The organism is Paracoccus sp. S3-43 (assembly GCF_029027965.1).
In the GTDB taxonomy this organism is placed as follows: domain Bacteria; phylum Pseudomonadota; class Alphaproteobacteria; order Rhodobacterales; family Rhodobacteraceae; genus Paracoccus.
Map to the genome: position 1 here is coordinate 680,562 of NZ_CP119082.1, position 24,795 is coordinate 705,356.

Annotated in this window: 26 protein-coding genes; 12 read left to right on the plus strand and 14 right to left on the minus strand. The window is 66.6% G+C overall.

The window, feature by feature from the left end; genetic code table 11:
- The first annotated feature begins 230 nt into the window (after positions 1 to 230).
- A protein-coding gene (locus tag PXD02_RS03440) for an IS5 family transposase (protein ID WP_275103592.1) occupies positions 231 to 1,018 on the plus strand; the annotation gives its coding sequence in 2 pieces (ribosomal slippage) (positions 231 to 570 and positions 570 to 1,018; 789 coding nt in all).
- A 791-nt stretch (positions 1,019 to 1,809) separates the two neighbouring features.
- Here PXD02_RS03440 and rocF read toward each other — a convergent pair.
- Together rocF and metG are read right to left on the minus strand one after the other, a co-directional pair.
- Positions 1,810 to 2,730 carry an arginase gene (rocF, locus tag PXD02_RS03445; RefSeq protein WP_275105561.1) on the minus strand — a complete coding sequence of 307 codons (921 nt, stop codon included), beginning with the start codon at positions 2,728 to 2,730 and terminating at the stop codon, positions 1,810 to 1,812.
- Between the two features lie 75 nt (positions 2,731 to 2,805).
- Positions 2,806 to 4,524, minus strand: a complete 1,719-nt coding sequence (gene metG / locus PXD02_RS03450) for a methionine--tRNA ligase (protein ID WP_275105562.1) — start codon at positions 4,522 to 4,524, stop codon at positions 2,806 to 2,808.
- A 100-nt stretch (positions 4,525 to 4,624) separates the two neighbouring features.
- On the opposite strand from metG, the gene nudC reads away from it, so the two are divergent.
- Positions 4,625 to 5,575, plus strand: coding sequence for an NAD(+) diphosphatase (gene nudC / locus PXD02_RS03455; protein ID WP_275105563.1), 951 nt, complete (start codon positions 4,625 to 4,627; stop codon positions 5,573 to 5,575).
- Here nudC and PXD02_RS03460 read toward each other — a convergent pair.
- Both PXD02_RS03460 and PXD02_RS03465 read right to left on the minus strand, forming a co-directional pair.
- Positions 5,572 to 5,916, minus strand: a complete 345-nt coding sequence (locus PXD02_RS03460; protein ID WP_275105564.1) for an MliC family protein — start codon at positions 5,914 to 5,916, stop codon at positions 5,572 to 5,574. The genes nudC and PXD02_RS03460 overlap by 4 nt on opposite strands.
- 18 nt (positions 5,917 to 5,934) lie before the next feature.
- Positions 5,935 to 6,552, minus strand: a complete 618-nt coding sequence (locus PXD02_RS03465; protein ID WP_275105565.1) for a GcrA family cell cycle regulator — start codon at positions 6,550 to 6,552, stop codon at positions 5,935 to 5,937.
- 125 nt (positions 6,553 to 6,677) lie between these two features.
- Between PXD02_RS03465 and PXD02_RS03470 the strand changes: the two genes are divergently transcribed.
- The 4 genes from PXD02_RS03470 to PXD02_RS03485 all read left to right on the plus strand — a co-directional run bounded on the left by PXD02_RS03470 (position 6,678) and on the right by PXD02_RS03485 (position 12,071).
- Positions 6,678 to 7,502 (plus strand): ABC transporter permease, encoded by an 825-nt coding sequence (locus PXD02_RS03470; protein WP_275106346.1) that lies wholly within the window; start codon positions 6,678 to 6,680, stop codon positions 7,500 to 7,502.
- Between the two features lie 142 nt (positions 7,503 to 7,644).
- On the plus strand, positions 7,645 to 8,811 hold the full coding sequence (locus tag PXD02_RS03475; protein WP_275105566.1) for an aspartate aminotransferase family protein: 1,167 nt from the start codon (positions 7,645 to 7,647) through the stop codon (positions 8,809 to 8,811).
- Between the two features lie 189 nt (positions 8,812 to 9,000).
- Positions 9,001 to 9,927 (plus strand): ornithine carbamoyltransferase, encoded by a 927-nt coding sequence (gene argF, locus PXD02_RS03480; protein WP_275105567.1) that lies wholly within the window; start codon positions 9,001 to 9,003, stop codon positions 9,925 to 9,927.
- 155 nt (positions 9,928 to 10,082) lie between these two features.
- Positions 10,083 to 12,071, plus strand: a complete 1,989-nt coding sequence (locus tag PXD02_RS03485; protein WP_275105568.1) for a PhoX family protein — start codon at positions 10,083 to 10,085, stop codon at positions 12,069 to 12,071.
- Between the two features lie 66 nt (positions 12,072 to 12,137).
- On the opposite strand, the gene PXD02_RS03490 is transcribed toward PXD02_RS03485, so the two are convergent.
- The gene (locus tag PXD02_RS03490; protein ID WP_473092048.1) at positions 12,138 to 13,733 is read right to left on the minus strand and encodes a phosphoenolpyruvate carboxykinase; all 1,596 of its coding nucleotides are present in this window, start codon (positions 13,731 to 13,733) and stop codon (positions 12,138 to 12,140) included.
- Positions 13,734 to 13,943: 210 nt separating this feature from the next.
- Here PXD02_RS03490 and PXD02_RS03495 point away from each other — a divergent pair, with 210 nt between their 5' ends.
- The 6 genes from PXD02_RS03495 (at position 13,944) to PXD02_RS03520 (ending at position 17,177) form a co-directional block, all read left to right on the plus strand.
- A complete protein-coding gene (locus PXD02_RS03495; RefSeq protein ID WP_275105569.1) occupies positions 13,944 to 14,354 on the plus strand; it encodes an HPr kinase/phosphorylase in 411 nt (136 codons plus the stop codon).
- A 41-nt stretch (positions 14,355 to 14,395) separates the two neighbouring features.
- Positions 14,396 to 15,385, plus strand: coding sequence for an RNase adapter RapZ (rapZ, locus tag PXD02_RS03500; protein WP_275105570.1), 990 nt, complete (start codon positions 14,396 to 14,398; stop codon positions 15,383 to 15,385).
- Positions 15,382 to 15,804 carry a PTS sugar transporter subunit IIA gene (locus tag PXD02_RS03505; protein WP_275105571.1) on the plus strand — a complete coding sequence of 141 codons (423 nt, stop codon included), beginning with the start codon at positions 15,382 to 15,384 and terminating at the stop codon, positions 15,802 to 15,804. Before rapZ ends, PXD02_RS03505 begins: the two co-directional genes overlap by 4 nt.
- Positions 15,801 to 16,079: an HPr family phosphocarrier protein gene (locus PXD02_RS03510; protein ID WP_275105572.1), complete on the plus strand. Its 279-nt coding sequence runs from the start codon at positions 15,801 to 15,803 to the stop codon at positions 16,077 to 16,079. The genes PXD02_RS03505 and PXD02_RS03510 overlap by 4 nt, the downstream gene beginning before the upstream one ends.
- A complete protein-coding gene (locus tag PXD02_RS03515) occupies positions 16,080 to 16,694 on the plus strand; it encodes a TetR/AcrR family transcriptional regulator (RefSeq protein ID WP_275105573.1) in 615 nt (204 codons plus the stop codon). It abuts the gene before it with no gap.
- An 84-nt stretch (positions 16,695 to 16,778) separates the two neighbouring features.
- A complete protein-coding gene (locus tag PXD02_RS03520) occupies positions 16,779 to 17,177 on the plus strand; it encodes a DUF2852 domain-containing protein (protein ID WP_473092049.1) in 399 nt (132 codons plus the stop codon).
- Between the two features lie 36 nt (positions 17,178 to 17,213).
- Here the strand turns inward: PXD02_RS03520 and betC are convergent, their stop codons facing one another.
- The 9 genes from betC to PXD02_RS03565 form a co-directional block, all read right to left on the minus strand.
- Complete coding sequence (gene betC, locus PXD02_RS03525) at positions 17,214 to 18,704, minus strand: choline-sulfatase (protein ID WP_275105574.1); 1,491 nt, start codon at positions 18,702 to 18,704, stop codon at positions 17,214 to 17,216.
- A gap of 4 nt (positions 18,705 to 18,708) precedes the next feature.
- Positions 18,709 to 19,638, minus strand: coding sequence for a choline ABC transporter substrate-binding protein (gene choX / locus PXD02_RS03530; protein WP_275105575.1), 930 nt, complete (start codon positions 19,636 to 19,638; stop codon positions 18,709 to 18,711).
- Between the two features lie 86 nt (positions 19,639 to 19,724).
- Complete coding sequence (locus tag PXD02_RS03535; protein ID WP_275105576.1) at positions 19,725 to 20,600, minus strand: 3-hydroxybutyryl-CoA dehydrogenase; 876 nt, start codon at positions 20,598 to 20,600, stop codon at positions 19,725 to 19,727.
- Between the two features lie 146 nt (positions 20,601 to 20,746).
- Positions 20,747 to 21,673, minus strand: coding sequence for an electron transfer flavoprotein subunit alpha/FixB family protein (locus PXD02_RS03540; protein ID WP_275105577.1), 927 nt, complete (start codon positions 21,671 to 21,673; stop codon positions 20,747 to 20,749).
- On the minus strand, positions 21,673 to 22,431 hold the full coding sequence (locus tag PXD02_RS03545; protein WP_275105578.1) for an electron transfer flavoprotein subunit beta/FixA family protein: 759 nt from the start codon (positions 22,429 to 22,431) through the stop codon (positions 21,673 to 21,675). The genes PXD02_RS03540 and PXD02_RS03545 overlap by 1 nt, the downstream gene beginning before the upstream one ends.
- Before the next feature lie 125 nt (positions 22,432 to 22,556).
- Positions 22,557 to 23,129 carry a cob(I)yrinic acid a,c-diamide adenosyltransferase gene (locus PXD02_RS03550; RefSeq protein WP_275105579.1) on the minus strand — a complete coding sequence of 191 codons (573 nt, stop codon included), beginning with the start codon at positions 23,127 to 23,129 and terminating at the stop codon, positions 22,557 to 22,559.
- Positions 23,129 to 23,329 carry a twin transmembrane helix small protein gene (locus PXD02_RS03555; protein ID WP_275105580.1) on the minus strand — a complete coding sequence of 67 codons (201 nt, stop codon included), beginning with the start codon at positions 23,327 to 23,329 and terminating at the stop codon, positions 23,129 to 23,131. The genes PXD02_RS03550 and PXD02_RS03555 overlap by 1 nt, the downstream gene beginning before the upstream one ends.
- 27 nt (positions 23,330 to 23,356) lie before the next feature.
- Positions 23,357 to 24,175, minus strand: coding sequence for an SDR family NAD(P)-dependent oxidoreductase (locus tag PXD02_RS03560; protein WP_275105581.1), 819 nt, complete (start codon positions 24,173 to 24,175; stop codon positions 23,357 to 23,359).
- An 8-nt stretch (positions 24,176 to 24,183) separates the two neighbouring features.
- A complete protein-coding gene (locus PXD02_RS03565; protein WP_275105582.1) occupies positions 24,184 to 24,681 on the minus strand; it encodes an SH3 domain-containing protein in 498 nt (165 codons plus the stop codon).
- Positions 24,682 to 24,795 lie beyond the last annotated feature (114 nt).

The window sequence follows — 24,795 nt, forward strand, 5'->3', positions numbered from 1 at the left end:
GCACTGGCTAAGCGGCCGCGCGGTGCCCAAACAGTGGGTCAAGGCTCAGGCGCTGGTTGTCGCTCATGCAGATCACCGCGCCTGGCACATTGTTGCTTTCCTAGCAGGCGAAATGAATCGCCGCACCTGCGTAAATTGCCGCGATCGTTCCAGGCTAACCTTCAAGCTAGGCCGTGTTGACAAAAGGGATTCACAGGACGTGCTGAACGTGATTCAAGCTGGTATCTGCGATGGAGACCAGCTTGGCACGAGACCTGATGTCTGACGAGGAATGGGCGTTTCACGAACGCTTCATTCTGGCCGTCCGCGCACCGAACGGGCGCAAACCCATGAACCATCGTCTTGTTCTGGATGGGATTTTCTGGATAGCCCGCACAGGTTCGCCGTGGCGTGACCTGCCGGAAGAGTTCGGCAAGTGGTCGTCGGTCTACCGCCAGTTCCGGCGCTGGACCCTGGCCGGGCTGTGGGAAGGGATACTGGAGGCCCTGAACGAGAGCGGGGTGGTTCCAGCGGCCTTGCAGATGATCGACAGCACCGTGGTCCGCGCCCATCATCAGGCAGCGGGCGCTAAAGGGGGACTCCGCGACAGGGTTTTGGCCGTTCGCGAGGTGGCTTCACGACAAAGATCCACCTCCGCGTCAATGGCGCAGGCCTGCCCATGAGGTCGGACATCACGCCGGGCCAGACATCGGACTATCTGGGCTTTGACCTCATCATGGACGACAACCTGCCAGAGCCCTCCGTCCTGCTGGCGGATCGCGGCTATGACTCTGACAGGGTTCGAGAAACCATGGAGGCGCGCAACGTCGTGCCGGTGATCCCGATGCGAAAGTCCCGCAAGCTGCGCGTGGCCGTGGACCGAACCCTTTACCGGCTGCGCAACCTCGTCGAGCGCTGCTTCAACAAGCTCAAGAATGCCCGCCGCGTCGCCACCCGCTACGACAAAACCGCAGAGAGCTTCCTGGGCTTCATCGACATCACCTCGATCCGCATCTGGCTCCGCCATTTGTCAACATGACCTATATAGCCAGATTTTATTCGTGGACGCTCTAAAGACGAACCCAAAGCTGTATGAGATGGCCTAGCAAAGGCATCAGCTAGGGCAACTTTCCCATTGGTCCGAAGGACTTCAATCGCCAAGGAGGACCGCAAATTCGCAATGCTGCGGCATGGCTGTGGTTTTCGTCCGGATAAATACCGGCCGGATGCGATTTAAAGTACAGTCGCCAGTAGCGGCACGTCATAAAAGATTGGTGCGGACGACGGGACTCGAACCCGTACTCTCACTGAGAAGCAGATTTTCGTACCACTTCGGCTTTCGCCGCCGCCGTTCGGCGTTCGTGGTCTGGACTGTCCCTTCGCCATGGCCAAAGGCTTTAGGCGCCGCCCGTCCAGTCTCTACACCTTCCCTCTGAAGAGGGCTTGGCTCGGGATTGGCCTGGAGCATGTGCCCGTTAGCGTTCCCCGACTTTGAGCGGTTCTACTCCGCAGATTTCCCTGCGGGCACTCCAATTCTAAAGTCTGCTGCGTCTACCGATTTCGCCACGTCCGCCTTTTGTCGCCGATTCTAACCCTAGCTCTTTGCACCTAGCACCGAATCGCTCGTTTTCACCTTTGAATGACACCGCCGCCTAAGACGTTGCATAACCTATCTTTTCTTCGCCGCAAACTTTTTTGCGGATTGGTAAAAAAAATACTTATTAAGTCCCATGCGTCTGCCATTCCGCCACGCCCGCGCCGTCGTTTTGCTAGCGGGCGCGGGGCGGATTGGCAAGCGGTTCAGAAGCTGCGGCCCTGGAAGCTGCGGCCCTAGAAGCTGCGAGTGGGGCGGTCGAACACCTTGCGGCCCATCAGGCTGCCGACCAGATCGACCATCAGCTTTGCCGTGCGGCCACGGTCGTCCAGGAACGGGTTCAGCTCGACCAGGTCCAGCGAGGTCACCAGGCCGGATTCGTGCAGCAGTTCCATGACCAGATGCGCCTCTCGGAACGTCGCGCCGCCGGGGACGGTGGTGCCCACGGCGGGGGCGATGGAGGGGTCCAGGAAATCCACGTCCAGCGAGACATGCAGCATTCCGTTCGCCGCCCGGACCCGGTCCAGGAAGGCGCGCAACGGCGCGACGATCCCTTGTTCGTCCAGCACCCGCATGTCGTTCACGGTGATGTCGACAGCCAGCATCGCGGCATGTTCCGCCGGATCGACGCTGCGGATGCCGAACATGCAGATGTTCTGGCCCGGCACCGGATGGGGAAAGGGCGGAAAGGGACCGAACCCCGGCAGTCCCAGCGCATAGGCGATGGGCGTGCCGTGCAGGTTGCCCGAGGTGGTGGTCTCGACAGTATGGATGTCGCTGTGGGCGTCCAGCCAGATCACGAACAGCGGGCGGTCCTGCCGCCGGGCATGGATCGCCGCCCCCGCCACGGTGCCAAGCGCCAGGGCGTGATCGCCGCCCATGACGATGGGCAGCCCGTCCTGCAAGGCCAGAACGGTGGCGTCGCGCAGCGCCTCGGTCCAGGCGATCATCTGCGGCAGGTGGTGGACGGCGGGATTGGCGCAGGCGACGGCAGGCGGCGGGGCGGGAACCACGTCGCCGCGATCCTCGACCTGGTGGTTCAGCGCGGCCAGGGTCTGCGCCAGTCCGGCGACGCGATAGGCGGCAGGCCCCATCAGGCAGCCGGGCCGGCGCTGGCCTTCGTCGATGGGGGCGCCCAGCAGAATGCAATGGGTCATGTCCAGCCTTTCGGTTGAGGGCGTTCGGCGCAACTAAAGGCAGGCAGGGCCGGAATGTCCACCGCCCGCGCGGTGTTACTGGCGCACACCCTTGAAGCGCTCTTCCCATTCGGCGCGCTGTTCGTCGGTGATCTTGGCGAACAGCACGTCCGGGACGGCAAAGCCATGGCCCGGCGGCAGGGCGGTCAGCGCGGCCGCCACGTCGTCGGGCCAGCTGCGGTCGTCGGTCTGCATCGCGGCCAGCATCGCCTCGGCGGCAAAGGGGATGAAGGGCGCCGACAGCACCGCGTAAAGGCGGATCAGGTTCAGGCCCAGGCGCACCTGCATCGCGGCCTTTTCCGGGTCGGTCTTGTGCGTGGACCAAGGCGCGGCCGATTGCAGGTATTCGTTGCCCAGCACCCAGATGGCGCGCAGTTCAGCGGCGGACTTGCGGACCTCGGTCGCGGCCATCAGACCTTCATAGGCGCGGATCCGCGCGGTCAGGGCAAGGATCAGCGCGGTTTCCTCGGGGCCGTATTCGCCGCCCTGGGGAACGGTCTCGCCGAATTTCGAGCGGCAGAATTTGGTGATCCGGCTGACGAAATTGCCCAGCACATCGGCCAGATCCTTGTTCACCGATTGCTGGAAATTGTCCCAGGTGAATTCGCTGTCGCCGGATTCCGGGGCGTGGGACAGAAGCCACCACCGCCAGTAATCGGCGGGCAGGATTTCCAGCGCCTGGTCCATGAACACGCCCCGCCCCTGCGAGGTGCTGAACTGCCCGCCATCATAGGTCAGATAGTTGAAGGACTTGATGTAATCGACCATCCGCCACGGCTCGCCCGAGCCGATCAGCGTGGCGGGGAAGGACAGGGTGTGGAAGGGGACGTTGTCCTTGCCCATGAACTGGGTATAGGTCACGTCCTCGGCCCCTTCGTCGCGGCGCCACCAGCGGCGCCAGGCGCAGTCGGGCTGGCCGTTGGCATCCGCCCATTCCGCGGTCGCGGCGATATATTCGATGGGCGCGTCGAACCAGACATAGAAGACCTTGCCCTCCATCCCCGGCCAGGGCTGGTCGCCGCGCTTCACCGGCACGCCCCAATGCAGGTCGCGGGTGATGCCCCGGTCCTGCAAGCCCTCGCCGTCGTCCAGCCATTTGCGCGCGATGGATGTGGTCAGGATCGGCCAGTCGGTCTTGCTGTCGATCCAGTCGCTGATCTGGCCCTTCAGTGCCGACTGGCGCAGATACAGGTGCTTGGTCTCGCGCACCTCCAGGTTGGTGCTGCCGGAAATCGCGCTGTGCGGGTTGATCAGGTCGGTCGGATCAAGCTGCTTGGTGCAGTTCTCGCACTGGTCGCCGCGCGCCTTGTCATAGCCGCAATTGGGGCAGGTGCCCTCGATATAGCGGTCGGGCAGGAAGCGGCCGTCATCGACGGAATAGATCTGCTTCTCGCTCACCTCGGCGATATAGCCGTTATCGGCCAGACGCCCCGCGAAATGCTGGGTCAGCACCCGGTTGCGGTCGCTGGAGGAGCGGCCGTAATGGTCGAAGGACAGGCCAAACCCCGCCGCCAGCGCCGATTGTTCGGCGTGCATCCGCGCGCAGTAATCCGCGACCACCTCGCCGGTCTTGGCGGCGGCAAGCTCGGCCGGGGTGCCGTGTTCGTCGGTGGCGCAGATGAACATGACCTCGTGCCCCCGTGCGCGCAGGTATCGCGCGTAAAGATCGGCGGGAAGCTGGGATCCGACGAGGTTCCCCAGATGCTTGATGCCGTTGATATAGGGCAGGGCAGAGGTGATGAGATGGCGGGCCATGGGTCGCGTCCTTTGGGTCGCGCGGTTTGTAGCCGCGATGGCGGCCGATGGAAAGTGCCGGGACTTGCCGGCGCCCGCCGGACGGTGCAGCGTCGCGGCCATGATCGACGAATCCGAGATCACCTTTGGCGGCAGCTACCTGGACCGGGCCGACCGGTTGCGCGGCGATGCCGGGGCCATGGCGCGGTTCCTGGCCGATCCCGCCAGCCGCGTGCTGCCGTTCTGGCAGGGAAAGCCTCTGTTCGATACCGGCGGCGGCGGTCCCCGGCTGGTCTGGCTGGCCGCGACCGACCGGATGGTGGCCGGACAGGCGGACGGGACGCTGTTTCTGGGGCTGGACGATGGCGGCACCGCGCATTTCGCCGTCGATCTGTCGGGGCCGGCCCCGCCCGAGGGCGATCCCGCCGCGATCCTGGACCTGGCCCCGACGCAAGGCTTCGCCGATCTGCGCGCCGTCCTGGGCGATCTGGATCATCGGGACGCCGCCATGGCCGCCCCTGCCAAGGGGATCTTCGAATGGCGCCGCAGCCACGGGTTCTGTTCGAATTGCGGCGCACGCAACAGCGTCGCCCATGCCGGCTGGCGGTTCGACTGCCCGGCCTGCCGGCGGCCGCATTTCCCGCGCACCGATCCGGTGGTCATCATGCTGGTGCTGGACAGCGACGACCGGGTGCTGCTGGGCCGCCAGGCGGGCTGGGACGACCGGATGTATTCCCTGCTGGCCGGTTTCGTCGAACCGGGCGAAACGGTCGAGGAGGCCGTGCGCCGCGAGGTTCACGAGGAAACGGCGATCCGGGTGGGACCGGTGCGCTATCTGACCTCGCAGCCCTGGCCGTTTCCGGCGTCGCTGATGCTCGGCTGCGTGGCGCGGGCGGAATCCCGCGCCATCGTCCTGGATCCTGCCGAACTGGAAGACGCCCTGTGGGCCAGCAGGGCCGAGGTCGCCGAAGCCCTGGAGGGGCGTCACGACCGCATCCGGCCCGCGCGCAAGGGCGCCATCGCCCAGGCGATCCTGCGCGCCTGGCTCGACGGCCGGGTGCCCGCGATCTAGTCGGTCTCCACGCAGGTCCGGGTCTTGGCGTCATCCATGGCGTTGGTCAGGGTCGCGTTGCGGCCCTTGGTCCACCATTCGTATTCGCCCGACACATAGCGGACGCCCGAGGCCGCGATGACGCCGACGAAGATCCGCTGTTCGCCGTTCAGGGGCAGCAAGGCAAGACTGTTCGGCCCGGCATTCAGATAGCGCACCTCGACCAAGGCGCCGCCATCGCAGAAATAGGTCAGGTTTTCCAGCGTCGCGCCCTCCAGCGGCAACGACAGGGTGGTCTGCGCCCGGACGGGACCGGCCAGGGCGGCGGCCAGGAACAGGGCAAGGCAGGACAGACGCATCATGGCCGGATCCCCGCTGCCTCAACGCCGCCGGTCGCGGCGCGAGCTCATCGGCTGGAACGCCACGCTGACATGGGCCTCGCAATAGGGTTTACCCGGCTGGCTGGGCAAGCCGCAGAACCAGAACTTGTCGGTCGCCGGATCGCCGATCGGCCATTTGCAGGTGCGCTCGGTCAGCTCCATCAGGGTCAGCTTGCGGGCGCGCTTTTCCACCTCGCGGACCGAGGCCAGGGCTTCCGGGCTGATCTCGTTGGCCGAGGGCTGCGGCGGCAGCGGCTGGCCCGCAGGCACGATGGGGCGGCGCGGGACGGGGGTGAAGACGGGCTGGGACACGGGTTCTTCCTCGGCAGGCTCCTCGCGCACGGGGGCGGCAGGCTCGGGCTGCGGCTCGGGGCGGGGGGCCTGGGCGGCGGTGGGGGCGGGCTTGCGGTCCGCCTTCTTCTCAGTCACGGGTTCGGGGGCGGCGGGCGCGGGCGCCGGTTCGGCTTCCTCGCTGCGGTTCGACAGGCCCAGGCGGTGGACCTTGCCGATCACCGCGTTGCGGGTCACGCCGCCCAGTTCCTTGGCGATGGCGCTTGCCGACTGGCCTTCGGACCACATCCGCTTCAGCGTCTCGACGCGTTCATCCGTCCAGGACATGACTGCCTTTCCGGGCGCGCCCCTGCGCCGCCCCATCTTGAAACCTGCGATTGCCCCCGTCAGAAACGGGATGCCGAGATTTAGCCGCCTAGCGCCAGAAATTCAAGGACCGCCGGATGCCGCCCATGATTCCCACCGACCGACCCGCCCCCGACCTTCCGGCCCTGGGCGTGCGCCGTTTCGGCCGCGTGAACTGGCTGGGCCTGCAAACCCTGGCCACCCGAGAGGTGATGCGCTTCATGGCCGTCTGGCAGCAGACGATCTTCGCGCCGCTGATGACGGCGGCGCTGTTCGTGCTGATCTTCGCGCTGGCGATGGGGCAGGGGCGCGGGCAGGTGATGGGGCTGCCCTATCTTGTCTTTCTGGGGCCGGGGATCCTGATGATGACGGTGATCCAGAACGCCTTCGCCAACACCTCCAGCTCGATCACCTCGGCCAAGGTGCAGGGCAACATCGTCGACACGCTGATGCCGCCCCTGTCGGCGGGCGAGCTGCTGGCGGGCTATCTGGCCGGATCGGTCGCCCGCGCGGGGCTGGTGGCCCTGGTCATCGGCACCGGCATGGTGATCGTCACGGGCCGGGGAATCGTCCATCCCCTGTGGACGCTGGCCTTTGTGCTGCTGGCCGCGCTGCTGCTGGGCGGCCTGGGGATCCTGGCCGGGATCCTGGCTCAGAAGTTCGACCAGATGGCGGCGATCAGCAATTTCATCATCACGCCGCTGTCCTTCCTGTCGGGCACCTTCTATTCCGTCCAGGCCCTGCCGGAACCCTTCCGCACCCTGTCGCACTGGAACCCGGTCTTCTATCTGATCGACGGCGCGCGATACGGCGTCACGGGGGTCAGCGACGCGCCGGTCTGGCGCGGGGCGCTGATCTGCGCCGCGGCCGTGGCCGTCGTGCTGGGGCTGGCCTGGCGCTGGCTGAAAACCGGCTATCGGATGAAAGCGTGATTGCGCGATCCGCGAATCGGCGCTATGGCCGATGCCATGATCGTTCGGACCGCCATCACCGCCCGTCCCCGACGTTGACGTTTCGTCACCGTCCGATCCCGCCTGCCTTTCACAATCCGTCCTGCCAATCGGGGAGTCCCCTATGATTTCGCACGTCCTGCCGACCTATAACCGCGCCCCCATCGCCTTTGAACGGGGCGAGGGGGCCTGGGCCATCGCCACGGACGGCACGCGATACCTGGATTTGGGGTCGGGAATCGCGGTCAACGTGCTGGGCCATGCCAATCCCGATCTGGTCGCCGCGCTGACCGAACAGGCGGGCCGGATCTGGCATGTCTCGAACCTCTACCAGATCCCGCAGCAGGAACGGCTGGCCGACCTGCTGGTCGAACACACCTTCGCCGACACCGCCTTCATCACCAATTCCGGGACCGAGGCCGCCGAACTGGCGATCAAGATGGTCCGCAAATACTGGTCCGACCGGGGCGAGGACCGCATCGAGATCCTGACCTTCGAGGGGGCGTTCCACGGCCGCTCGACCGGCGCCATCGCGGCGGCGGGATCGGAAAAGATGGTCAAGGGCTTCGGCCCGCTGATGCCGGGCTTCCGGCAATTGCCCTGGGGCGATCTGGACGCTCTGAAAGCGGCCATCAGCGACCGGACGGCGGCGGTGATGCTGGAGCCCGTGCAGGGCGAGGGCGGCATCCGCCCGCTGCCCGATGCCGACCTGCGCGAAATCCGCGCGCTTTGCGACAGGCACGGCGCGCTGCTGGTCCTGGACGAGGTGCAATGCGGCATGGGCCGGACTGGGCGGCTGTTCGCGCATGAATATGCGGGCATCGCGCCGGATATCATGATGGTCGCCAAGGGCATCGGCGGCGGCTTCCCCCTGGGCGCGGTGCTGGCCACCGAAAAGGCCGCCACCGGGATGGTCGTGGGCACGCACGGATCGACCTATGGCGGCAACCCGCTGGCCTGCGCGGTCGGCGCGCGGGTGATGGAGATCGTCGCCACCGACGCCTTCCTGGCCGAGGTGAACCGCAAGGCCGCCCTGTTCCGCCAGAAGCTGGAAGGGCTGGTCGCCGCCCACCCGACCGTGTTCGAAGCCGTGCGCGGCCAGGGCCTGATGCTGGGCCTGAAATGCAAGGTGGTGCCCGCCGATCTGGTCAAGGCGGGCTATGCCCAGCACCTGCTGACGGTGCCCGCCGCCGACAACACCCTGCGCCTGCTGCCGCCGCTGAACATCACCGACGACGAGATCGCCGAGGCGGTGACCCGGCTGGACCGCGCGGCGGCCAGCCTTGGCTGACGTTGCTTCCAGACACGGCATCGGCGGCGGGGCCCATCCCTGCCGCCTGATGACGCGCCGACGATAGCTGCATCTTCTGTGCCTTGAATATCTCGGGGGAACGCGCGGCAGGCGCGTTGGGGGCGGCGCCCCCCTCTTGACCCCGGCCAGCCAAGCGGGCTTCCTTGCCCAAATCGCGAAAGCCACAAGATGAAGCATTTTCTGGACATCCATACCACCGGCAAGGCGGAACTGCGGTCGATCATCGACCAGGCGCTTGCCATGAAGACCGCCCGCCACGACCGCCCCAAGGGCGCGCCCGACGACCACCAGCCGCTGGCGGGCCGGATGGTCGCGCTGATCTTCGAGAAACCCTCGACCCGCACCCGCGTCAGCTTCGACGTGGGCGTGCGCCAGATGGGCGGGCAGACCATGGTCCTGTCGGGCAAGGAAATGCAGCTGGGCCATGGCGAGACCATCGCCGACACCGCCCGCGTGCTGTCGCGCTATGTCGACCTGATCATGATCCGCACCTTCGAGGAAGCGACCCTGCTGGAGATGGCGGAATACGCCACCGTCCCGGTCATCAACGGGCTGACCAACCGCACCCATCCCTGCCAGATCATGGCCGACGTGATGACCTTCGAGGAACATCGCGGTCCCATCGCGGGCAAGAAGGTGGTCTGGATCGGCGATGGCAACAATGTCTGCGCCAGCGTGATCCACGGCGCGGGCCAGTTCGGCTATGACTTCACCTTCAGCGGCCCGCCCACGCTGGATCCCGAACCCCAGGCGCTGGACTTCGCCCGCGCCCAGGGCGTCCGGGCCGAGATCGTGCGCGACCCCGCGAAGGCCGTCGAGGGCGCGGACCTGGTGATCGCCGATACCTGGGTGTCGATGCACGACCCGCAATCGGCCAAGGAGCGCCGCCACAACCAGCTGCGCGGCTATCAGGTGAACGAGGCGCTGATGGCCCAGGCCCGGCCGGAATCGCTGTTCATGCACTGCCTGCCCGCCCATCGCGAGGACGAGGTGACAAGCGCCGTCATGGACGGCCCGCATTCGGTGATCTGGGACGAGGCCGAGAACCGCCTGCACGCCCAGAAGGCCGTGATGCGGTGGTGCCTGGGCGTCTGATGCAAGGGGCCGAACGCCCGCCGCCGGGCGGGCGTTTCGCATCCCCCCGCCGTTTCGAAAAACCTTAACACTGCTGACACATCACTGTCGCAAGCCTACCCTAATCGCTGTCCCAACCGGCCCTGCGGGGCCTCAAGACCAGCCAGGAGAGCGCGATGCGTGACCAGCAAACCCGAAACATCTTCCGCACCAGCAAGCTTGAAGAGGCCGACGGCCCCGGCCTGAACCCCACCAAGAACCGCACGATGGGCGAAATCATCGCCGCCCGCTTTTCCCGCCGCGGCTTCCTGAAAGGCTCGATGGCGGTGACGGCGATCTCGGCCACGGTCAGTCCCATCGCATTGCTGTCCGCGACCGACGCCCAGGCCCAGGGCCGCGTCGAAGGCTCGGCCTTCGACTTCCCCGAGGTCACCGCGGGCGTCGATGCCAACCACCATGTCGCCGAGGGCTATGACGCCGACGTCCTGCTGCGTTGGGGCGACAAGGTGTTCGCCGACGCGCCGGAATTCGATCCGACGAACCAGTCCGAAGCCGCGCAGGAACGCCAGTTCGGCTATAACAACGACTTCGTGGGCTTCATCCCGCTGGACGGCGCGAACGACCGGGGCCTGCTGGTCGTGAACCACGAATACACCAACGAACACCTGATGTTCCCCGGCATCGTCACCATCAAGGATGGCGAGATCGAGGTGTCCGAGGCCGACGAGACCCGCGTCAACGTCGAGATGGCGGCCCATGGCGGCACGATCATCGAGATCCGCAAGGTGGACGGCAAATGGCAGCCGGTGCTGGACGGCGCCCTGAACCGCCGCATCACCGCCAAGACGGAAATGCAGCTGTCCGGCCCGGCGGCGGGTCACGCGCGCCTGCAAACCGTGGCCGATCCCTCGGGCCGCAAGGTCTTCGGCACCATCAACAACTGCGCGGGCGGCGTGACGCCCTGGGGCACCTACATCATGGCCGAGGAGAACATCCACGGCTATTTCCTGGGCACCCTGCCCGAGGGCCATCGGGAAGCCGCGAACTACGAACGCCTGGGCATCCCGGAATCGACCTATGCCTGGGGCAACTTCCACGACCGCTTCGACCTGTCCAAGGATCCGAACGAACCCAACCGCTTCGGCTGGATCGTCGAGGTTGATGTGCGGGATCCGAACTCGACGCCCAAGAAACGCACCGCGCTTGGCCGCTTCAAGCACGAGGGCGCCGAAAGCGTGGTGGCCAAGGACGGCCGCGTGGTCTTCTATCTGGGCGACGACGAACGCTTCGATTACGTCTACAAGTTCGTGACGGCGGGCAAGTTCAACCCCGACGACCGTGCCGCGAACATGGACCTGTTGGACGAGGGCACCCTGTATGTCGCGCGGTTCCACGACGATGGCCGGGTCGAATGGCTGCCGCTGGTCCAGGGCGAAGGCCCGCTGACGGCCGAGAACGGCTTCGAAAGCCAGGCCGATGTCCTGATCGAGGCCCGCCGCGCCGCCGACCTGCTGGAAGCGACGCCGATGGACCGCCCCGAGGACATCCAGCCGAACCCGGTCACCGGCCGCGCCTATGTGATGCTGACCAACAACACCAAGCGCAAGGAAGCGGACGCCGCCAACCCGCGCGTGGAAAACGTCTTCGGCCATATCATCGAGATCATCGAAAAGGACAGCGACTTCACCGCGACGGAAGGCAGCTGGGAAATCCTGGTGAAATGCGGCGACCCCTCGATTGCCGACGTCGGAGCGACCTTCTCGACCGAAACCACGGTGAACGGCTGGTTCGGGATGCCCGACAACGCCGCCGTGGACAGCGACGGGCGGCTGTGGGTGTCGACCGACGGCAACTCGATGTCCGACACGGGCCGGACGGACGGGCTGTGGGCGGTGGATACCGAAGGGACGGCGCGCGGCACCTCGCGGCTGTTCTATCGCGTCCCGGTCGGGGCCGAGATGTGCGGCCCCTGCATCATCGGCGACATGAGCACCTTCTTCGTGGCCGTCCAGCATCCGGGCGATGGCGGCGACGACTGGGAAGGCCATGGCCGCGCGTCCTATTACGAGGATCTGTCGACCCGCTGGCCGGATTTCGACGACGCGATGCCGGTGCGCCCGGCGGTCGTGGCGATCACCAAGCAGGGCGGCGGCCGGATCGGCTGAGATCGCCGGCGCCAAAAGGAAAGGCCGCGCAGATTGCGCGGCCTTTTTTGTTCTGCGCTGTCCGGTTCAGCCGATGGCCGCCGCGCGAACCTCGTCATCGATGCCGTCCAGATATTGCGCGAAGTTGTCGCTGAACATCTGCACCAGCTTCGCGGCCTGCGCGTCATAGGCGGCGGGATCGGCCCAGGTCTGGCGCGGATCCAGCAGCTTGTCCTCGACCCCCGGCACCGACACCGGAACCTCGAAGCCGAAATTCGGATCCTTGCGGAACTCCACATCGTTCAGGCTGCCGTCCAGGGCGGCCGCCAGCAGGGCGCGGGTCGCGGCGATGGGCATCCGCTTGCCGACACCAAACGCCCCGCCGGTCCAGCCGGTATTGACCAGCCAGCAGCTTGCGCCGTGCTGGGCGATCTTTTCCTGAAGCAGCTTTCCGTAAACCTCGGGTCGGCGCGGCATGAAGGGCGCGCCGAAGCAGGTCGAGAAGGTCGGGATCGGCTCGGTCACGCCGACCTCGGTGCCCGGCGTCTTGGAGGTGAAGCCCGACAGGAAGTGATACATCGCCTGCGCCGGGGTCAGCCGCGCGATCGGCGGCAGCACGCCATAGGCGTCGCAGGTCAGCATGATGACGTTCTTCGGATGCCCGCCCAGGCTGGTGGGCGAGGCATTGCTGATCGCTTCCAGCGGATAGGCGCAGCGCATGTTGTCGGTGATCGAGTTGTCCTCGAAATCCAGTTCCAGCGTGTCGGGATCGGCGACCATGTTCTCGATCACCGTGCCGAAGCGCGAGCAGGTGGCATAGATCTCCGGCTCGGCCTTGGCCGACAGGTTGATGGTCTTGGCGTAGCAGCCGCCTTCGAAGTTGAAGATGCCCTTGTCCGACCAGCCATGTTCGTCGTCGCCGATCAGGATCCGCGACGGATCGGCCGACAGGGTGGTCTTGCCGGTGCCCGACAGGCCGAAGAAGATCGCGCTGTCATCGGGATCGCCGATGGCGTGGTTGGCGGAACAGTGCATCGGCATGATGCCCTTGGCGGGCAGCAGATAGTTCAGCAGCGTGAAGACCGACTTCTTGTTCTCGCCGGCATAGGCGGTGTTGCCGATCAGGATCAGCTTCTTGGCGAAGTTCAGCGCGATCACCGTTTCCGACCGGCAGCCGTGGCGTTCGGGATCGGCCTTGAAGCCGGGGCAGTTGATGATGGTGAAGTCGGGGGCGAAGGTTGCCAGTTCCTCGGCCGCGGGGCGGCGCAGCAGGTGGCGGATGAACAGGCCGTGCCAGGCCAGTTCCGTCACGACGCGCACGTCCAGGCGGTTGTCGGCATCGGCGCCGCCGAACAGATCCTGCACGAAGTAATCGCGGCCCTTCATATGCGCCAGCATGTCGGCATACAGGCGATCGAACGCCTCGGGCGCCATCGGCTTGTTGTTTTCCCACCAGATCGTGTCTTCGACCTCGGGCGTGCGGACCACGAACTTGTCCTTGGGCGAACGGCCGGTATGGGCGCCGGTGGACACCAGGAAGGTGCCGCCCAGGCCCAGCGTGCCTTCGCCGCGCGCGACGGCCTCGGTCATCAGGGCGGGTTCCAGCAGGTTGTAATAAACCCGGCCGAGGCCCTCGAACCCCTGGTCCTCAAGCTTGCAATTCGGGTTTACGCGGGTGGCCATGATCTCGACGCTCCTCAGTCAGATGGGCTTGCAACACTTTCGTGAAGCAGTATGGGGGGCCTATAACACGGGTCGAAGGGCAAAAAAGAAGTTGGCGCGAACAGTTAGCGTAAACAGGAAATGTTATCGCCAACAGGCTGCCTGAGGCGCCGTTCTCAACCCGATGTTAGCGGAATTTGTGGATGATCGGACCAAAGGGGTGATTCGAAAGTGCAACTTCACGCATCCACCATTGCCATGGACGGCGCCGGTCTGGTGATCCTGGGACCATCGGGCGCGGGCAAGTCGACCCTCGCCCTGGATCTGATGGCGGTGGGGGCGATGCTGGTGGCCGACGACCGCACCGACCTGCGCCGCGAGGGGCCGGACATCATCGCCAGTTGCCCGCCCGCGCTGTCGGGCCGGATCGAGGCGCGGGGCATCGGCATCCTGCGCGCCGACCCCGCCGGGCCGGTCAGGGTCGCGCAGGTGGTCGATCTGGGCGCGGCGGCTGGGGATCGGCTGCCACAGTCGCGCAGCTATGATGTGCTCGGGGTGGGCTTGCCTCTTGTCACAGGCCCCTATCGTCCGCATCTTCATGCTGCGCTGCGGCAGCTGTTGCTGGGCGGGCGCGTTGCATGACGGACGGACCGCATCCCCTTCGGACAGGAAAGATGGTCGCCTTGGACGATGACCCCATCAAGACCCATGATCCCGCCGCCCCCCCGGACGGGGCGCAGCGGCTGGTCCTGGTCACGGGTCCGTCCGGCGCGGGTCGGTCCACCGCCATCAACGTGCTGGAGGATCTGGGGTTCGAGGCGATCGACAACCTGCCCCTGTCGCTGATCCCGCGCCTGCTGGACGGGCCAAGCCGTCCCGAACCGCTGGCGCTTGGCCTGGACGTGCGCAACCGCGATTTTTCGGCCAGCAACGTGATCGAACTGATCGACAAGCTGACCCGCGACCCCCGCTATGCCCCCGAGGTTCTGTTCCTGGACTGCGCCCCCGAGGTGCTGGAGCGGCGCTATAACGAGACCCGCCGCCGCCATCCGCTGTCGCCCGACAGCGCGCCCGCAGCGGGGGTGACGGCGGAAATCGACCTGTTGCAGCCGATCCGGGTGCGGGCCGATGTGCTGGTGGACACTTCGGATCTGTCGCCCCACGATCTGAAGGCGGAACTGACGCGGTGGTTCGACATCCGCCAGGACGGCAGGCTCAGCGTGTCGCTGCATTCCTTCAGCTACAAGCGCGGGGTGCCGCGCGGCATCGACATGATGTTCGACTGCCGCTTTCTGACCAACCCGCATTGGGAACCGGCGCTGCGCCCGCTGACCGGCCGCGATCCCCAGGTCCAGGCCTATGTCGAGGATGATTCGCGCTTTGCGGAGTTCCTTCGCCGCGTGTGCGAGATGATCCTGTTTCTGCTTCCGGCCTATGTCGAGGAAGGAAAATCCCATCTGGCGGTCGGATTCGGGTGCACGGGCGGGCAACATCGTTCCGTCACTTTGGTGGAAAAGGTGGCCCCCGCGCTTGCGAAGGCGGGCTGGCGGGTGTCAATAAGGCACAGGGAACTTGAACGTCGCATCCCGGCGCCGTCTTCCTTGGGGGATGCCGCGGGCGTTCCCCAGGAAACGGCCCGGCTGCGCGCTGTTGAACGTGGTGGAACGCGTTGATTGGAATCGTGATCGTGGCGCATGGCGGCCTGGCCAAGGAATATCTTCTGGCCGTCGAACATGTGGTGGGTCCGCAAAGCGGCATCGCCGCCGTCGCGATCGAGGACGATCACGACCGCGCGGCCAAGACGGCGGAAATTCAGGCGGCGGCCAATGCGGTGGACGACGGCAATGGCGTGGTGGTGGTGACGGATCTGTTCGGCGGATCGCCCTCGAACCTGTCGCTGCCCGCCTGCGCCGTGCGCGACCGCACGATCCTCTATGGCGCCAACCTGCCGATGCTGGTCAAGCTGGCCAAGTCGCGCCACCTGCCGGTTCCCGACGCCGTGGCCTTCGCCAAGGAGGCGGGGCGGAAATACATCAACTCGTACAATGTCCCGGTCGAGGCGGCGTTCGACACGGGTTCGCGCTTCGGATGACAGGCCCGGTCACGCGCCGGCTGGCGATCATCAACGAAAAGGGCCTTCACGCCCGCGCCAGCGCCAAGTTCGTGGACCTTGTCGAACGGTTCGACGCCCAGGCGCAGGTCGAAAAGGACGGTATGACCGTGTCGGGCGATTCGATCATGGGCCTTCTGATGCTGACCGCGCCGCGCGGCAGCCAGATCACGGTGACGACCAGCGGTCCCGATGCCGCGGCCCTGGCCGATGCGCTTGAATCCCTGGTGTCGGATTATTTCGGCGAAGGCATGTAGGTGCCCGACCGCAAGACCTATCACCACGGCAACCTGCGCCAGGCGCTTGTCGATGCGACCGCCGCGCTGATTCAGGAAACCGGCCCCCTGGCCTTCACCCTGTCCGAGGCCGCGCGCCGCGCCGGCGTATCGCCCGCCGCCCCCTATCGCCATTTCAAGGGCCGCGAGGACCTGCTGGAGGAGGTGGCGCGGCAGGGTTTCCTGGATTTCGCGGACCGGCTGGAACGGGCGTTCGACGGCGGCCGGCCCCGGCCCTTGGCCGCCTTCATGCGGATGGGGCAGGCCTATCTGGATTTCGCCGCCGAAAAACCGGGCCATTACATGGCGATGTTCGAATCCGGCCTGTCGATCGCCGGGAATGCCGATCTGTCGGCGGCGTCCGAACGGGCGCAGCGGGCGCTGATCGACGCGGCCGAGATCATGGCCCGCCGCCTGCCCGCCGACCGCCGCCCGCCCGCGCGCATGGTCGCCAACCATATCTGGGCGCTGAGCCATGGCGTGGTCGAACTGTTTTCCCGCGGCAAGCCCGGCGGGCGCAGTCCCGTCAGCCCGTCCGAGATGCTGGAAAGCGGCGCCCTGATCTATCTGCGCGGGCTGGGCCTGATCGGCGAATAATTTTTCCGGATCCGTCTTGATCCGCATCGCCTATCCCCTATCTATGTAAATGTGATTAACATTAACATGGGAGGTTCCCCGCAGATGCACAGCGCATCCTTTCGAATGCCCGCCTATCCCGCGACCTCGCGCGTCTCTGGCGCGCTGACCCGCGCCCGCGACTGGCTGGACGAACGCGGCAAGCCGGCCTGGCTTGTCGCCATGATCCTTGGTTTCGTGTTCTTCTGGCCGCTCGGCCTTGCCCTTCTGGCCTATATGATCTGGAGCAAACGCATGTTTGGTTGCAGCGCCCGCACCCGCGCCCGCTATCACGCCCCGTCCACCGGCAACAGCGCCTTCGACGCCTATCGCGAGGAAACGCTGAAGCGGCTTGAGGACGAGCACCGCGAATTCGTGGATTTCCTGCAAAAGCTGCGCGAGGCCAAGGACAAGGCCGAATTCGACCAGTTCATGCAGAACCGCGGCGACAAGGCCGACGCCTGACACGAACGAAAAGGGCCGGGAGGACCGGCCCTTTCCCTATTCCCCGCGCGGGAACCGCTGGTTTTCCTCCAGCACGTTCAGGTCCATGTGGTTGCGCATGTATCGTTCCGACGCCTGCTGCAACGGCTGATAATCCCAGGGGTAATAGGCCCCGTTGCGCAGCGCCTCATAGACGATCCAGCGGCGGGCCTGGGACTGGCGCACCTCGTCGTCATAGGCATCCAGATCCCAGCGTTCCATCGCCAGGACGCGCAGATGCGCCAGCGGCACCGCATGGCCGGGATCGCCCGCCACGTTGTCGCGTTCGCCGGGGTCGGTTTCCAGGTCGAACAGCATTTCCGGATCGGCATTGCAGGCGATGTATTTCCACCGCCCGTCGCGGATCGCCACCATCGGCGCCACGCTGCCCTCGGCCGCGTATTCCATCGGCACCGGGCCGCGCCCGGTCCCCCGCGCCAGCGACCGGCCATCCGTCCAGGGCGCGATCTCGTCCATCGGCAGGCCCGCCAGGTCGCAGAGCGTCGGCAGCACGTCGATGGTGCTGACCGGCCGGTCGACGCGGCCCGGCGCCATGCCGGGCGCCGCGATCATCAGCGGCACGCGGGCCGATCCTTCGAAGAAGTTCATCTTGAACCACAGGCCGCGTTCGCCCAGCATCTCGCCATGGTCGGACAGGAACAGGACGATGGCGTCCTGCCGGGTGCGGTCCAGCACGTCCAGGATCTCGCCGATCTTTTCGTCCACATAGGTGATATTGGCGAAATAGCCCTGCCGCGCGCGGCGGACATGATCGGCGGTGATGTCGAAGGACCGCCAGTCGCAGGCATCCATCAGCCGCCGCGAATGGGGATCCATGTCGTCATAGGGGATCGCAGCGGGCGGCTCCAGCTCCGGTGCGCCCTTGTAGAGATCCCAATACCGGCGCCGCGCCACGAAGGGGTCGTGCGGATGGGTGAAGCTGACGGTCAGGCACCAAGGCCGGCCGTCCCGCCCGCGCGACAGGTCATAGAGCTTGCGGCAGGCGTTGAAGGCCACCTCGTCGTCGTATTCGTACTGGTTGGTGATCTCGGCCACGCCCGCGCCGGTGACGGAACCCAGGTTGTGATACCACCAGTCGATCCGCTCAGCCGGTTTGCGGTAATCGGGCGTCCAGCCGAAATCGGCGGGATAGATGTCGGTGGTCAGCCGCTCCTCGAAGCCGTGAAGCTGGTCGGGGCCGACGAAATGCATCTTGCCCGACAGGCAGGTCTGGTATCCCGCCCGGCGCAGGTGATGGGCATAGGTGGGGATGTCGGAGGCGAATTCCGCCGCGTTGTCATAAACCCGCGTGCGGCGCGGCAACTGCCCCGACATGAAGCTGGCCCGCGCGGGCGCGCAAAGCGGGCTGCCGGTATAGGCGTTGGCGAAGCGGGTGGAGCGTTCGGCCAGGCGGCGAAGGTTCGGCGTATGCAGGAAAGGGGCCGGGCCGTCGGGGAACAGCACCCCCGACAGCTGGTCCGCCATCAGGATCAGGATATTCGGCTTCAACGCGTCACCCGGCAACGGCGTCCTTGACCGCCTCGGCGCCCGGCTGACCGTCCAGCGTGGTCACGCCGTCCAGCCATGTGTCGATGGCCTCGGGGTTCTGGGCCAGCCATTCCTTCGCGGCGTCCTTGGCATCGGCGCCGTCGTCCAGGATCTTGCCCATCAGCACGTTTTCCATCGGCACGTCGAAGACCAGTTGGCTGAACAGCCTGGCCGCGTTGGGGCAGGCCGCGACCCATTCCTTGCGCGCCAGGGTATGGACGGTCGCGCCGCCGAAATCGGGACCGAACTGCTTGTCGCCGCCCGACAGATAGGTGATGTCGATGGCCTCGTTCATCGGATGGGGCGCCCAGGCCAGGAACACGACCGGCGTGTCGCCGCTGCGGCTGACCTGGGCCAGCATCGCCTGTTCGCCGGATTCGACCAGTTCCCAGTCGCCCAGGCCGAATTCGTCGGCCTCGATCATCGCCTGGATCGACTGGTTCGCGGGCGCGCCCGGTTCGATCCCATAGATCTTGCCGCCAAAGGCGTCCCTCCGCGCGTCCAGATCGGCGAAATCCGCGACGCCCGCATCGGCGCCCGCCTTGTTGACGGCCAGCGTGAACTTGGCGCCTTCCAGGTTCTGCGCCAGCACCTGGATGGTGCCCGCCGCATCCAGGTCGTCGCGGAACTTCTGTTGCGCGGGCATCCAGTTGCCCAGGAACAGGTCCGTCTGGCCGTTCTTCAGCGCCTCATAGCCCACCGGCACCGACAGGGTGGCGATGTCGGGGGTATAGCCCAGCGAGTCCAGCAGGACCGCCGCCACGCCATTGGTGGCGGTGATGTCGGTCCAGCCCGGATCGGAATAGCGCACGGTGCTGCAGGTCGCCGGGTCATCCGCCAGGGCGGGCAGGGCCGTCGCCGCCAGCAGGGCGGCCGTCATGGTCAGGGCCTTCATCGTCAACTCCTGTGGTTCTTGCTTATCGGAACAGTCAAGGACGGATTCCCGCGGCCGTCGCGCCTGAATGCGACATCCGCCCGCGTTCAGCGTGTCGGAACCGGCGTCTCGCCGCGATAGTCATAGAAGCCGCGCCCGGTCTTGCGGCCCAGCCAGCCCGCCTCGACATATTTGGTCAGCAGGGGGCAGGGGCGGTATTTGGTGTCCGCCAGCCCGTCATGCAGGACGTTCATGATCGCAAGGCAGGTGTCCAGCCCGATGAAATCGGCCAGTTCCAGCGGTCCCATCGGGTGATTGGCGCCCAGTTTCATGGATTCGTCGATGGATTTGACGTTCCCCACGCCTTCATACAGCGTATAGACCGCCTCGTTGATCATCGGCATCAGGATGCGGTTGACGATGAAGGCCGGGAAATCCTCGGCGCTGGCGGCGGTCTTGCCCAGGCGTTCCACGACCTCGTGGAGCGTCTTGTAAGTGGCCTCGTCGGTGGCGATGCCGCGGATCAGCTCGACCAGCTGCATCACCGGGACCGGATTCATGAAGTGGAATCCCATGAACTTTTCCGGCCGGTCGGTGCGCGAGGCCAGCCGCGTGATCGAGATCGACGAGGTGTTCGAGGTCAGGATCGTGTCGGGTTTCAGATGCGGAACCAGATCCTCGAAGATCGCCTGCTTGACGGTTTCGCGTTCGGTCGCGGCCTCGATCACCAGGTCGGTCTGGCCCAGGTCGGCCAGGTTGAGCGTGGTCCTGATGCGGCCCATCGCGGCCTTCCTGTCATCGGCAGCGATCTTGCCGCGGCCGACCTGGCGTTCCAGGTTGCGGTCGATCAGGGCCAGGGCCTTGTCCATCGCGTCCTGGCTGATGTCGGTCATCAGCACGTCGTATCCGGCCAGGGCAAAGACATGGGCGATGCCGTTTCCCATCTGCCCCGCGCCGATAATGCCAACCGTCTGAACCGTCATTGCCGCCTCTCATGTCCGTTGGCCGGGACGATAGGACGGGCGGTGCGATGCTGCAATGCAAAACCGCCCCCGGTGGGGGCGGTTGAAGGCTGGGGGACTTCACGTCCCCCAGGCCCCCTGTGGGATATTTGCGTGAAGAAGAAGCCTTACAGCTTCCCGGTGAGTTCCGGCACGACCTGGAACAGATCGCCGACCAGGCCATAGTCTGCGATCTGGAAGATCGGGGCTTCCTCATCCTTGTTGATGGCGACGATCACCTTGCTGTCCTTCATCCCCGCAAGGTGCTGGATCGCGCCCGAGATGCCCACCGCGACATAGAGTTCGGGCGCGACCACCTTGCCGGTCTGGCCGACCTGCCAGTCGTTCGGGGCATAGCCCGAATCGACCGCCGCGCGCGAGGCGCCGACCGCCGCGCCCAGCTTGTCGGCCAGGGCCTCGATGATCGCGAACTGCTCCTTGGAGCCCACGCCGCGGCCGCCAGACACGACGCGTCCCGCCGAGGTGAGTTCGGGGCGGTCCGAGGCCGCCACCTCGTCGCCGAGCCATTGCGACAGGCCCGGATCCTCGGCCAGCGTCGCGTCGCCGACCGGCGCGGCCCCGCCCTCGCCCGCCGCATCGAAGCTGGCGGTGCGGATCGTCAGCACCTTCTTCGCATCGCGCGAGCGCACCGTCTGGATGGCGTTGCCGGCATAGACCGGGCGTTCGAAGGTCTGGGTGTCGATCACCTTCGAGACCTCGGGGATCACCATCGCGTCCAGCAGCGCCGCGACGCGCGGCATGACGTTCTTGGCATCCGTGGTGGCGGGGGCGGCGATATGCTCGTAGTCGGTGGCCAAGCCCGCGATCAGCGCGGCGGTGGGTTCCGCCAGCCGGTGGCCGTAGCGGGCGTCCTCGGCCACCAGCACGCGCGCCACGCCGGCGATGGTGGCGGCCTCGGCCGCCGCGTCGCGGGCGCTCGCCCCGGCGCAGAGCACCGTCACATCGCCAAGCGCCTGCACGGCGCTGACCGCCTTGGCGGTGGCGTCGCGGTTCAGAACCCCGTTCGTCACCTCACCCAGAAGAAGAACCGCCATCAGATCACCCCCGCTTCTTTCAGTTTGCCGACCAGCTCGTCCACCGAGCCGACCTTGATCCCCGCCTGCCGCCCCTCGGGCTCGCGCGTGGAAACCACCTCCAGCCGCGGCGTCACGTCGACGCCGTAATCACCGGCGGTCTTCTCCTCCAAGGGCTTCTTCTTGGCCTTCATGATATTGGGCAGGCTGGCATAGCGCGGCTCGTTCAGCCGCAGGTCGGCGGTGACGATGGCGGGCAGGGCCACGCTGATCGTCTGCAACCCGCCATCCACTTCGCGGGTGACGCGGGCCGCGTCGCCGTCGATCTCGAGCTTGCTGGCGAATGTCGCCTGGCCCCAGCCCAAGAGCGCCGCCAGCATCTGCCCGGTGGCGTTCATGTCGTTGTCGATCGCCTGCTTGCCCGCGATCACCAGTTTCGGCTGTTCCTGATCGACCACGGCTTTCAGGATCTTCGCCACCGCCAGCGGCTCGATGTCCTGATGCACGTCATCGGCCGCGACCACCAGGATCGCCCGGTCCGCGCCCATCGCCAGCGCCGTGCGCAGGGTTTCCGCCGCCTGCTTCACGCCGATGCTGACGGCGATGACCTCCTCGGCCACCCCCTTCTCCTTCAGCCGGATCGCCTCCTCCACCGCGATCTCGTCGAAGGGGTTCATCGACATCTTCACATTCGCAAGATCGACGCCCGACCCGTCCGCCCGAACACGGGCCTTCACGTTGTAGTCAATCACCCGCTTCACGGGCACCAGGATCTTCATGGGCTATGCTCCCTTGTCTCTGATTGTCGGGGGCAGTGTTACCGACGGATCGGCGGGCTTTACAATATAAAAGCGTCCCCCGACGCTGCGTTTGCGCCAGCATCGGCGCGCGATCGGGTTGGCGTCTAGCGGCTGGCCCCCGGAACCCACAGGATGTCGTCGGTCCCGCCATTGTTGGCCGTGCGGGCCGCGACGAACAGCCAGTCGGACAGGCGGTTCAGGTAACGGATCGCCGCCCCGTTCACGTCGCCCCCGGTCGCCAGATCCGTCGCGCACCGCTCGGCCCGGCGGGCCACGGTGCGCGACAGGTGCAGATGCGCCGACAGCACCGAACCGCCCGGCAGGATGAAGCTGCGCAGCGGGTCCAGATGGGCGTTCATCGCGTCGATCTGGGTTTCCAGCCGCGTCACCTGGGCGTCGATGATGCGCAGCACCGGATAGCCCGCCTGGTCGTCGGCGGCCATGTTCGGCCGCGCCAGATCCGCGCCCAGGTCGAACAGGTCGTTCTGGATCACCCCCAGCCACGCCGCCAGTTCGCCCGCCGCGTGCAGGCGGCAGAGACCCAGCGTCGCGTTCAATTCGTCGACGGTGCCATAGGCCTCGACCCTGGGATCGTGCTTGGCGACGCGGCTGCCGTCGGACAGGGCGGTGTCGCCCTTGTCGCCGGTGCGGGTATAGATCCTGTTCAGGACGACCATCATTTCCCCCCAAGCCAGACGAACAGCATGATCAGCGCGACCGCCATGGCCTGCGCGATGATCCGCCATCGCATCATCCGGTTGCCGTGCTTGCGGTTGAAATCGCCGCCCTTGGCGAAGCCGCCGATGCCAGTGGCCAGGATCGCCAGCACGGCCAGCATCGCCAAGGCGATCACATAGAACAGCGGGTCATGAGCCATCGCGCGCGCCTTTCGTTGGCCTGGACCCTAGCCCTGCCGCGCGAACCAGTCCAGTGCGCGCGTGGGCAAAAGCCTGCGCGCGGTGCCGGACAGCCAGGTGGGCGTCGTGACGTAATAGCGCGGGCGCGGCCGGGCCGCCGTCAGCGCGTGGACGATCCGGTCGCTGACGGCCGAGGGCGGCAGTTCGAAGCGATCCTTGCCCGAGGGTTCGTAGAGCCGCTTCAACAGGCTGGCGCGGTATTCGTCGGCCCGCGCGCTGTCCTGCCAGTTCACCCAAGCCTCGAAATGCGGAATGGCATTCACGCGGATGCGGCTGGCGATGGGGCCGGGCTCGATCAGGATCACCCTGACGGGCGTGCCCGCCATTTCCAGCCGCAGCACGTCGGTCAGCCCTTCCAGCGCAAATTTCGTCGCCACATAGGGGCCGCGCCAGCGGATCCCGATCAGCCCCAGGACCGAGCTGATATTGACGATCCGCCCGCCCCCCTTGCGGAAATGCGGGATCAGGCGGACGGTCAGGTCGTGGGTGCCGAACAGGTTCGTCTCGAAGATCGCGCGCAGGGCGCCGCGCGGCATGTCCTCGACCGCGCCGGGCAGGGCGAAGGCGGCGTTGTTGACAAGCCCGTCCAGCGGGCCGCCCGACAGAACCCGGTCGGCCAGCCGCGCCACGCTGCCGTCGTCGGACAGGTCCAGGTGGTGACATTCCATCCCCTCGGCCCGGCGGGCGGCGATGTCCTCGTCCTTGCGGCAGGTGGCGACGACCTGCCAGCCCAGCGACTGCATCCGCCGCGCGGCGTCCAGCCCGATGCCCGACGAACAGCCGGTGATCAGCACGCGTCCGGTCACAGCAGGATTCACGGCGCGGCTGCGGACAGGAAGCGGCCCGCGACATAGCCGACGCGGCCATCGGCGTCGCGGATATTGATCCATTCGGCATCCCGTGGGCCAAGCGCCCGCACCGCCGCGCCGCGTCCAAGCGCGGCGACGACCCGGTCGCCGGTCGACGGCCCGGCGCGGACATTCACCCGGTCGGCGGTGACATAAAGAACCGGCCCCTCCGCAGCCGCCGGCGCGGGGTCCGGGGTTTCCCCGGCATGTTCGGGCGACGGCCGCAGCGCCGGTCCGGGAAAACGCTGGATGCGTTCGGGCGTCTGCGATTCGGCCCGCACCACGGCGGCGGGAATGGGCTGGGGATCGGGCGCGGCAGGGCGTTCGGCGCCTGCATCCTGGGCCGCGGGGCGGGGCACGGGGGCAGGGCGGCGGTCGGCGCGGGGGTTGCCCTCGCCCCAGACCGACAGGATCAGGAACAGGCCCGCCAAGGTCGCCAGCAGCAGCGCGCCCAGTCTGATCATGCCTCGCCCCCGACGGTTTCTTGCGAACCTTGTTAACCTATGACGGTTCGCAACGCCAACCGTCGCGCGGCTGTTCCAACGGATTCCCGCTGGACCGCGCGCGCGCCGCGCCCT

What these genes read in the sequence shown, in the direction of transcription:
- PXD02_RS03485 (WP_275105568.1), top strand. Translation starts at nt 10,083, where the DNA reads ATGCGTGACCAGCAAACCCGAAACATCTTCCGCACCAGCAAGCTTGAA.
- nudC (WP_275105563.1), top strand. Translation starts at nt 4,625, where the DNA reads ATGATCGACGAATCCGAGATCACCTTTGGCGGCAGCTACCTGGACCGG.
- PXD02_RS03555 (WP_275105580.1), bottom strand. Translation starts at nt 23,329, where the DNA reads ATGGCTCATGACCCGCTGTTCTATGTGATCGCCTTGGCGATGCTGGCC.
- PXD02_RS03490 (WP_473092048.1), bottom strand. Translation starts at nt 13,733, where the DNA reads ATGGCCACCCGCGTAAACCCGAATTGCAAGCTTGAGGACCAGGGGTTC.
- rocF (WP_275105561.1), bottom strand. Translation starts at nt 2,730, where the DNA reads ATGACCCATTGCATTCTGCTGGGCGCCCCCATCGACGAAGGCCAGCGC.
- PXD02_RS03545 (WP_275105578.1), bottom strand. Translation starts at nt 22,431, where the DNA reads ATGAAGATCCTGGTGCCCGTGAAGCGGGTGATTGACTACAACGTGAAG.
- argF (WP_275105567.1), top strand. Translation starts at nt 9,001, where the DNA reads ATGAAGCATTTTCTGGACATCCATACCACCGGCAAGGCGGAACTGCGG.
- PXD02_RS03475 (WP_275105566.1), top strand. Translation starts at nt 7,645, where the DNA reads ATGATTTCGCACGTCCTGCCGACCTATAACCGCGCCCCCATCGCCTTT.
- metG (WP_275105562.1), bottom strand. Translation starts at nt 4,524, where the DNA reads ATGGCCCGCCATCTCATCACCTCTGCCCTGCCCTATATCAACGGCATC.
- PXD02_RS03520 (WP_473092049.1), top strand. Translation starts at nt 16,779, where the DNA reads ATGCACAGCGCATCCTTTCGAATGCCCGCCTATCCCGCGACCTCGCGC.
- PXD02_RS03550 (WP_275105579.1), bottom strand. Translation starts at nt 23,129, where the DNA reads ATGGTCGTCCTGAACAGGATCTATACCCGCACCGGCGACAAGGGCGAC.
- PXD02_RS03510 (WP_275105572.1), top strand. Translation starts at nt 15,801, where the DNA reads ATGACAGGCCCGGTCACGCGCCGGCTGGCGATCATCAACGAAAAGGGC.
- PXD02_RS03465 (WP_275105565.1), bottom strand. Translation starts at nt 6,552, where the DNA reads ATGTCCTGGACGGATGAACGCGTCGAGACGCTGAAGCGGATGTGGTCC.
- PXD02_RS03535 (WP_275105576.1), bottom strand. Translation starts at nt 20,600, where the DNA reads ATGACGGTTCAGACGGTTGGCATTATCGGCGCGGGGCAGATGGGAAAC.
- PXD02_RS03460 (WP_275105564.1), bottom strand. Translation starts at nt 5,916, where the DNA reads ATGATGCGTCTGTCCTGCCTTGCCCTGTTCCTGGCCGCCGCCCTGGCC.
- choX (WP_275105575.1), bottom strand. Translation starts at nt 19,638, where the DNA reads ATGAAGGCCCTGACCATGACGGCCGCCCTGCTGGCGGCGACGGCCCTG.
- PXD02_RS03470 (WP_275106346.1), top strand. Translation starts at nt 6,678, where the DNA reads ATGATTCCCACCGACCGACCCGCCCCCGACCTTCCGGCCCTGGGCGTG.
- PXD02_RS03540 (WP_275105577.1), bottom strand. Translation starts at nt 21,673, where the DNA reads ATGGCGGTTCTTCTTCTGGGTGAGGTGACGAACGGGGTTCTGAACCGC.
- PXD02_RS03565 (WP_275105582.1), bottom strand. Translation starts at nt 24,681, where the DNA reads ATGATCAGACTGGGCGCGCTGCTGCTGGCGACCTTGGCGGGCCTGTTC.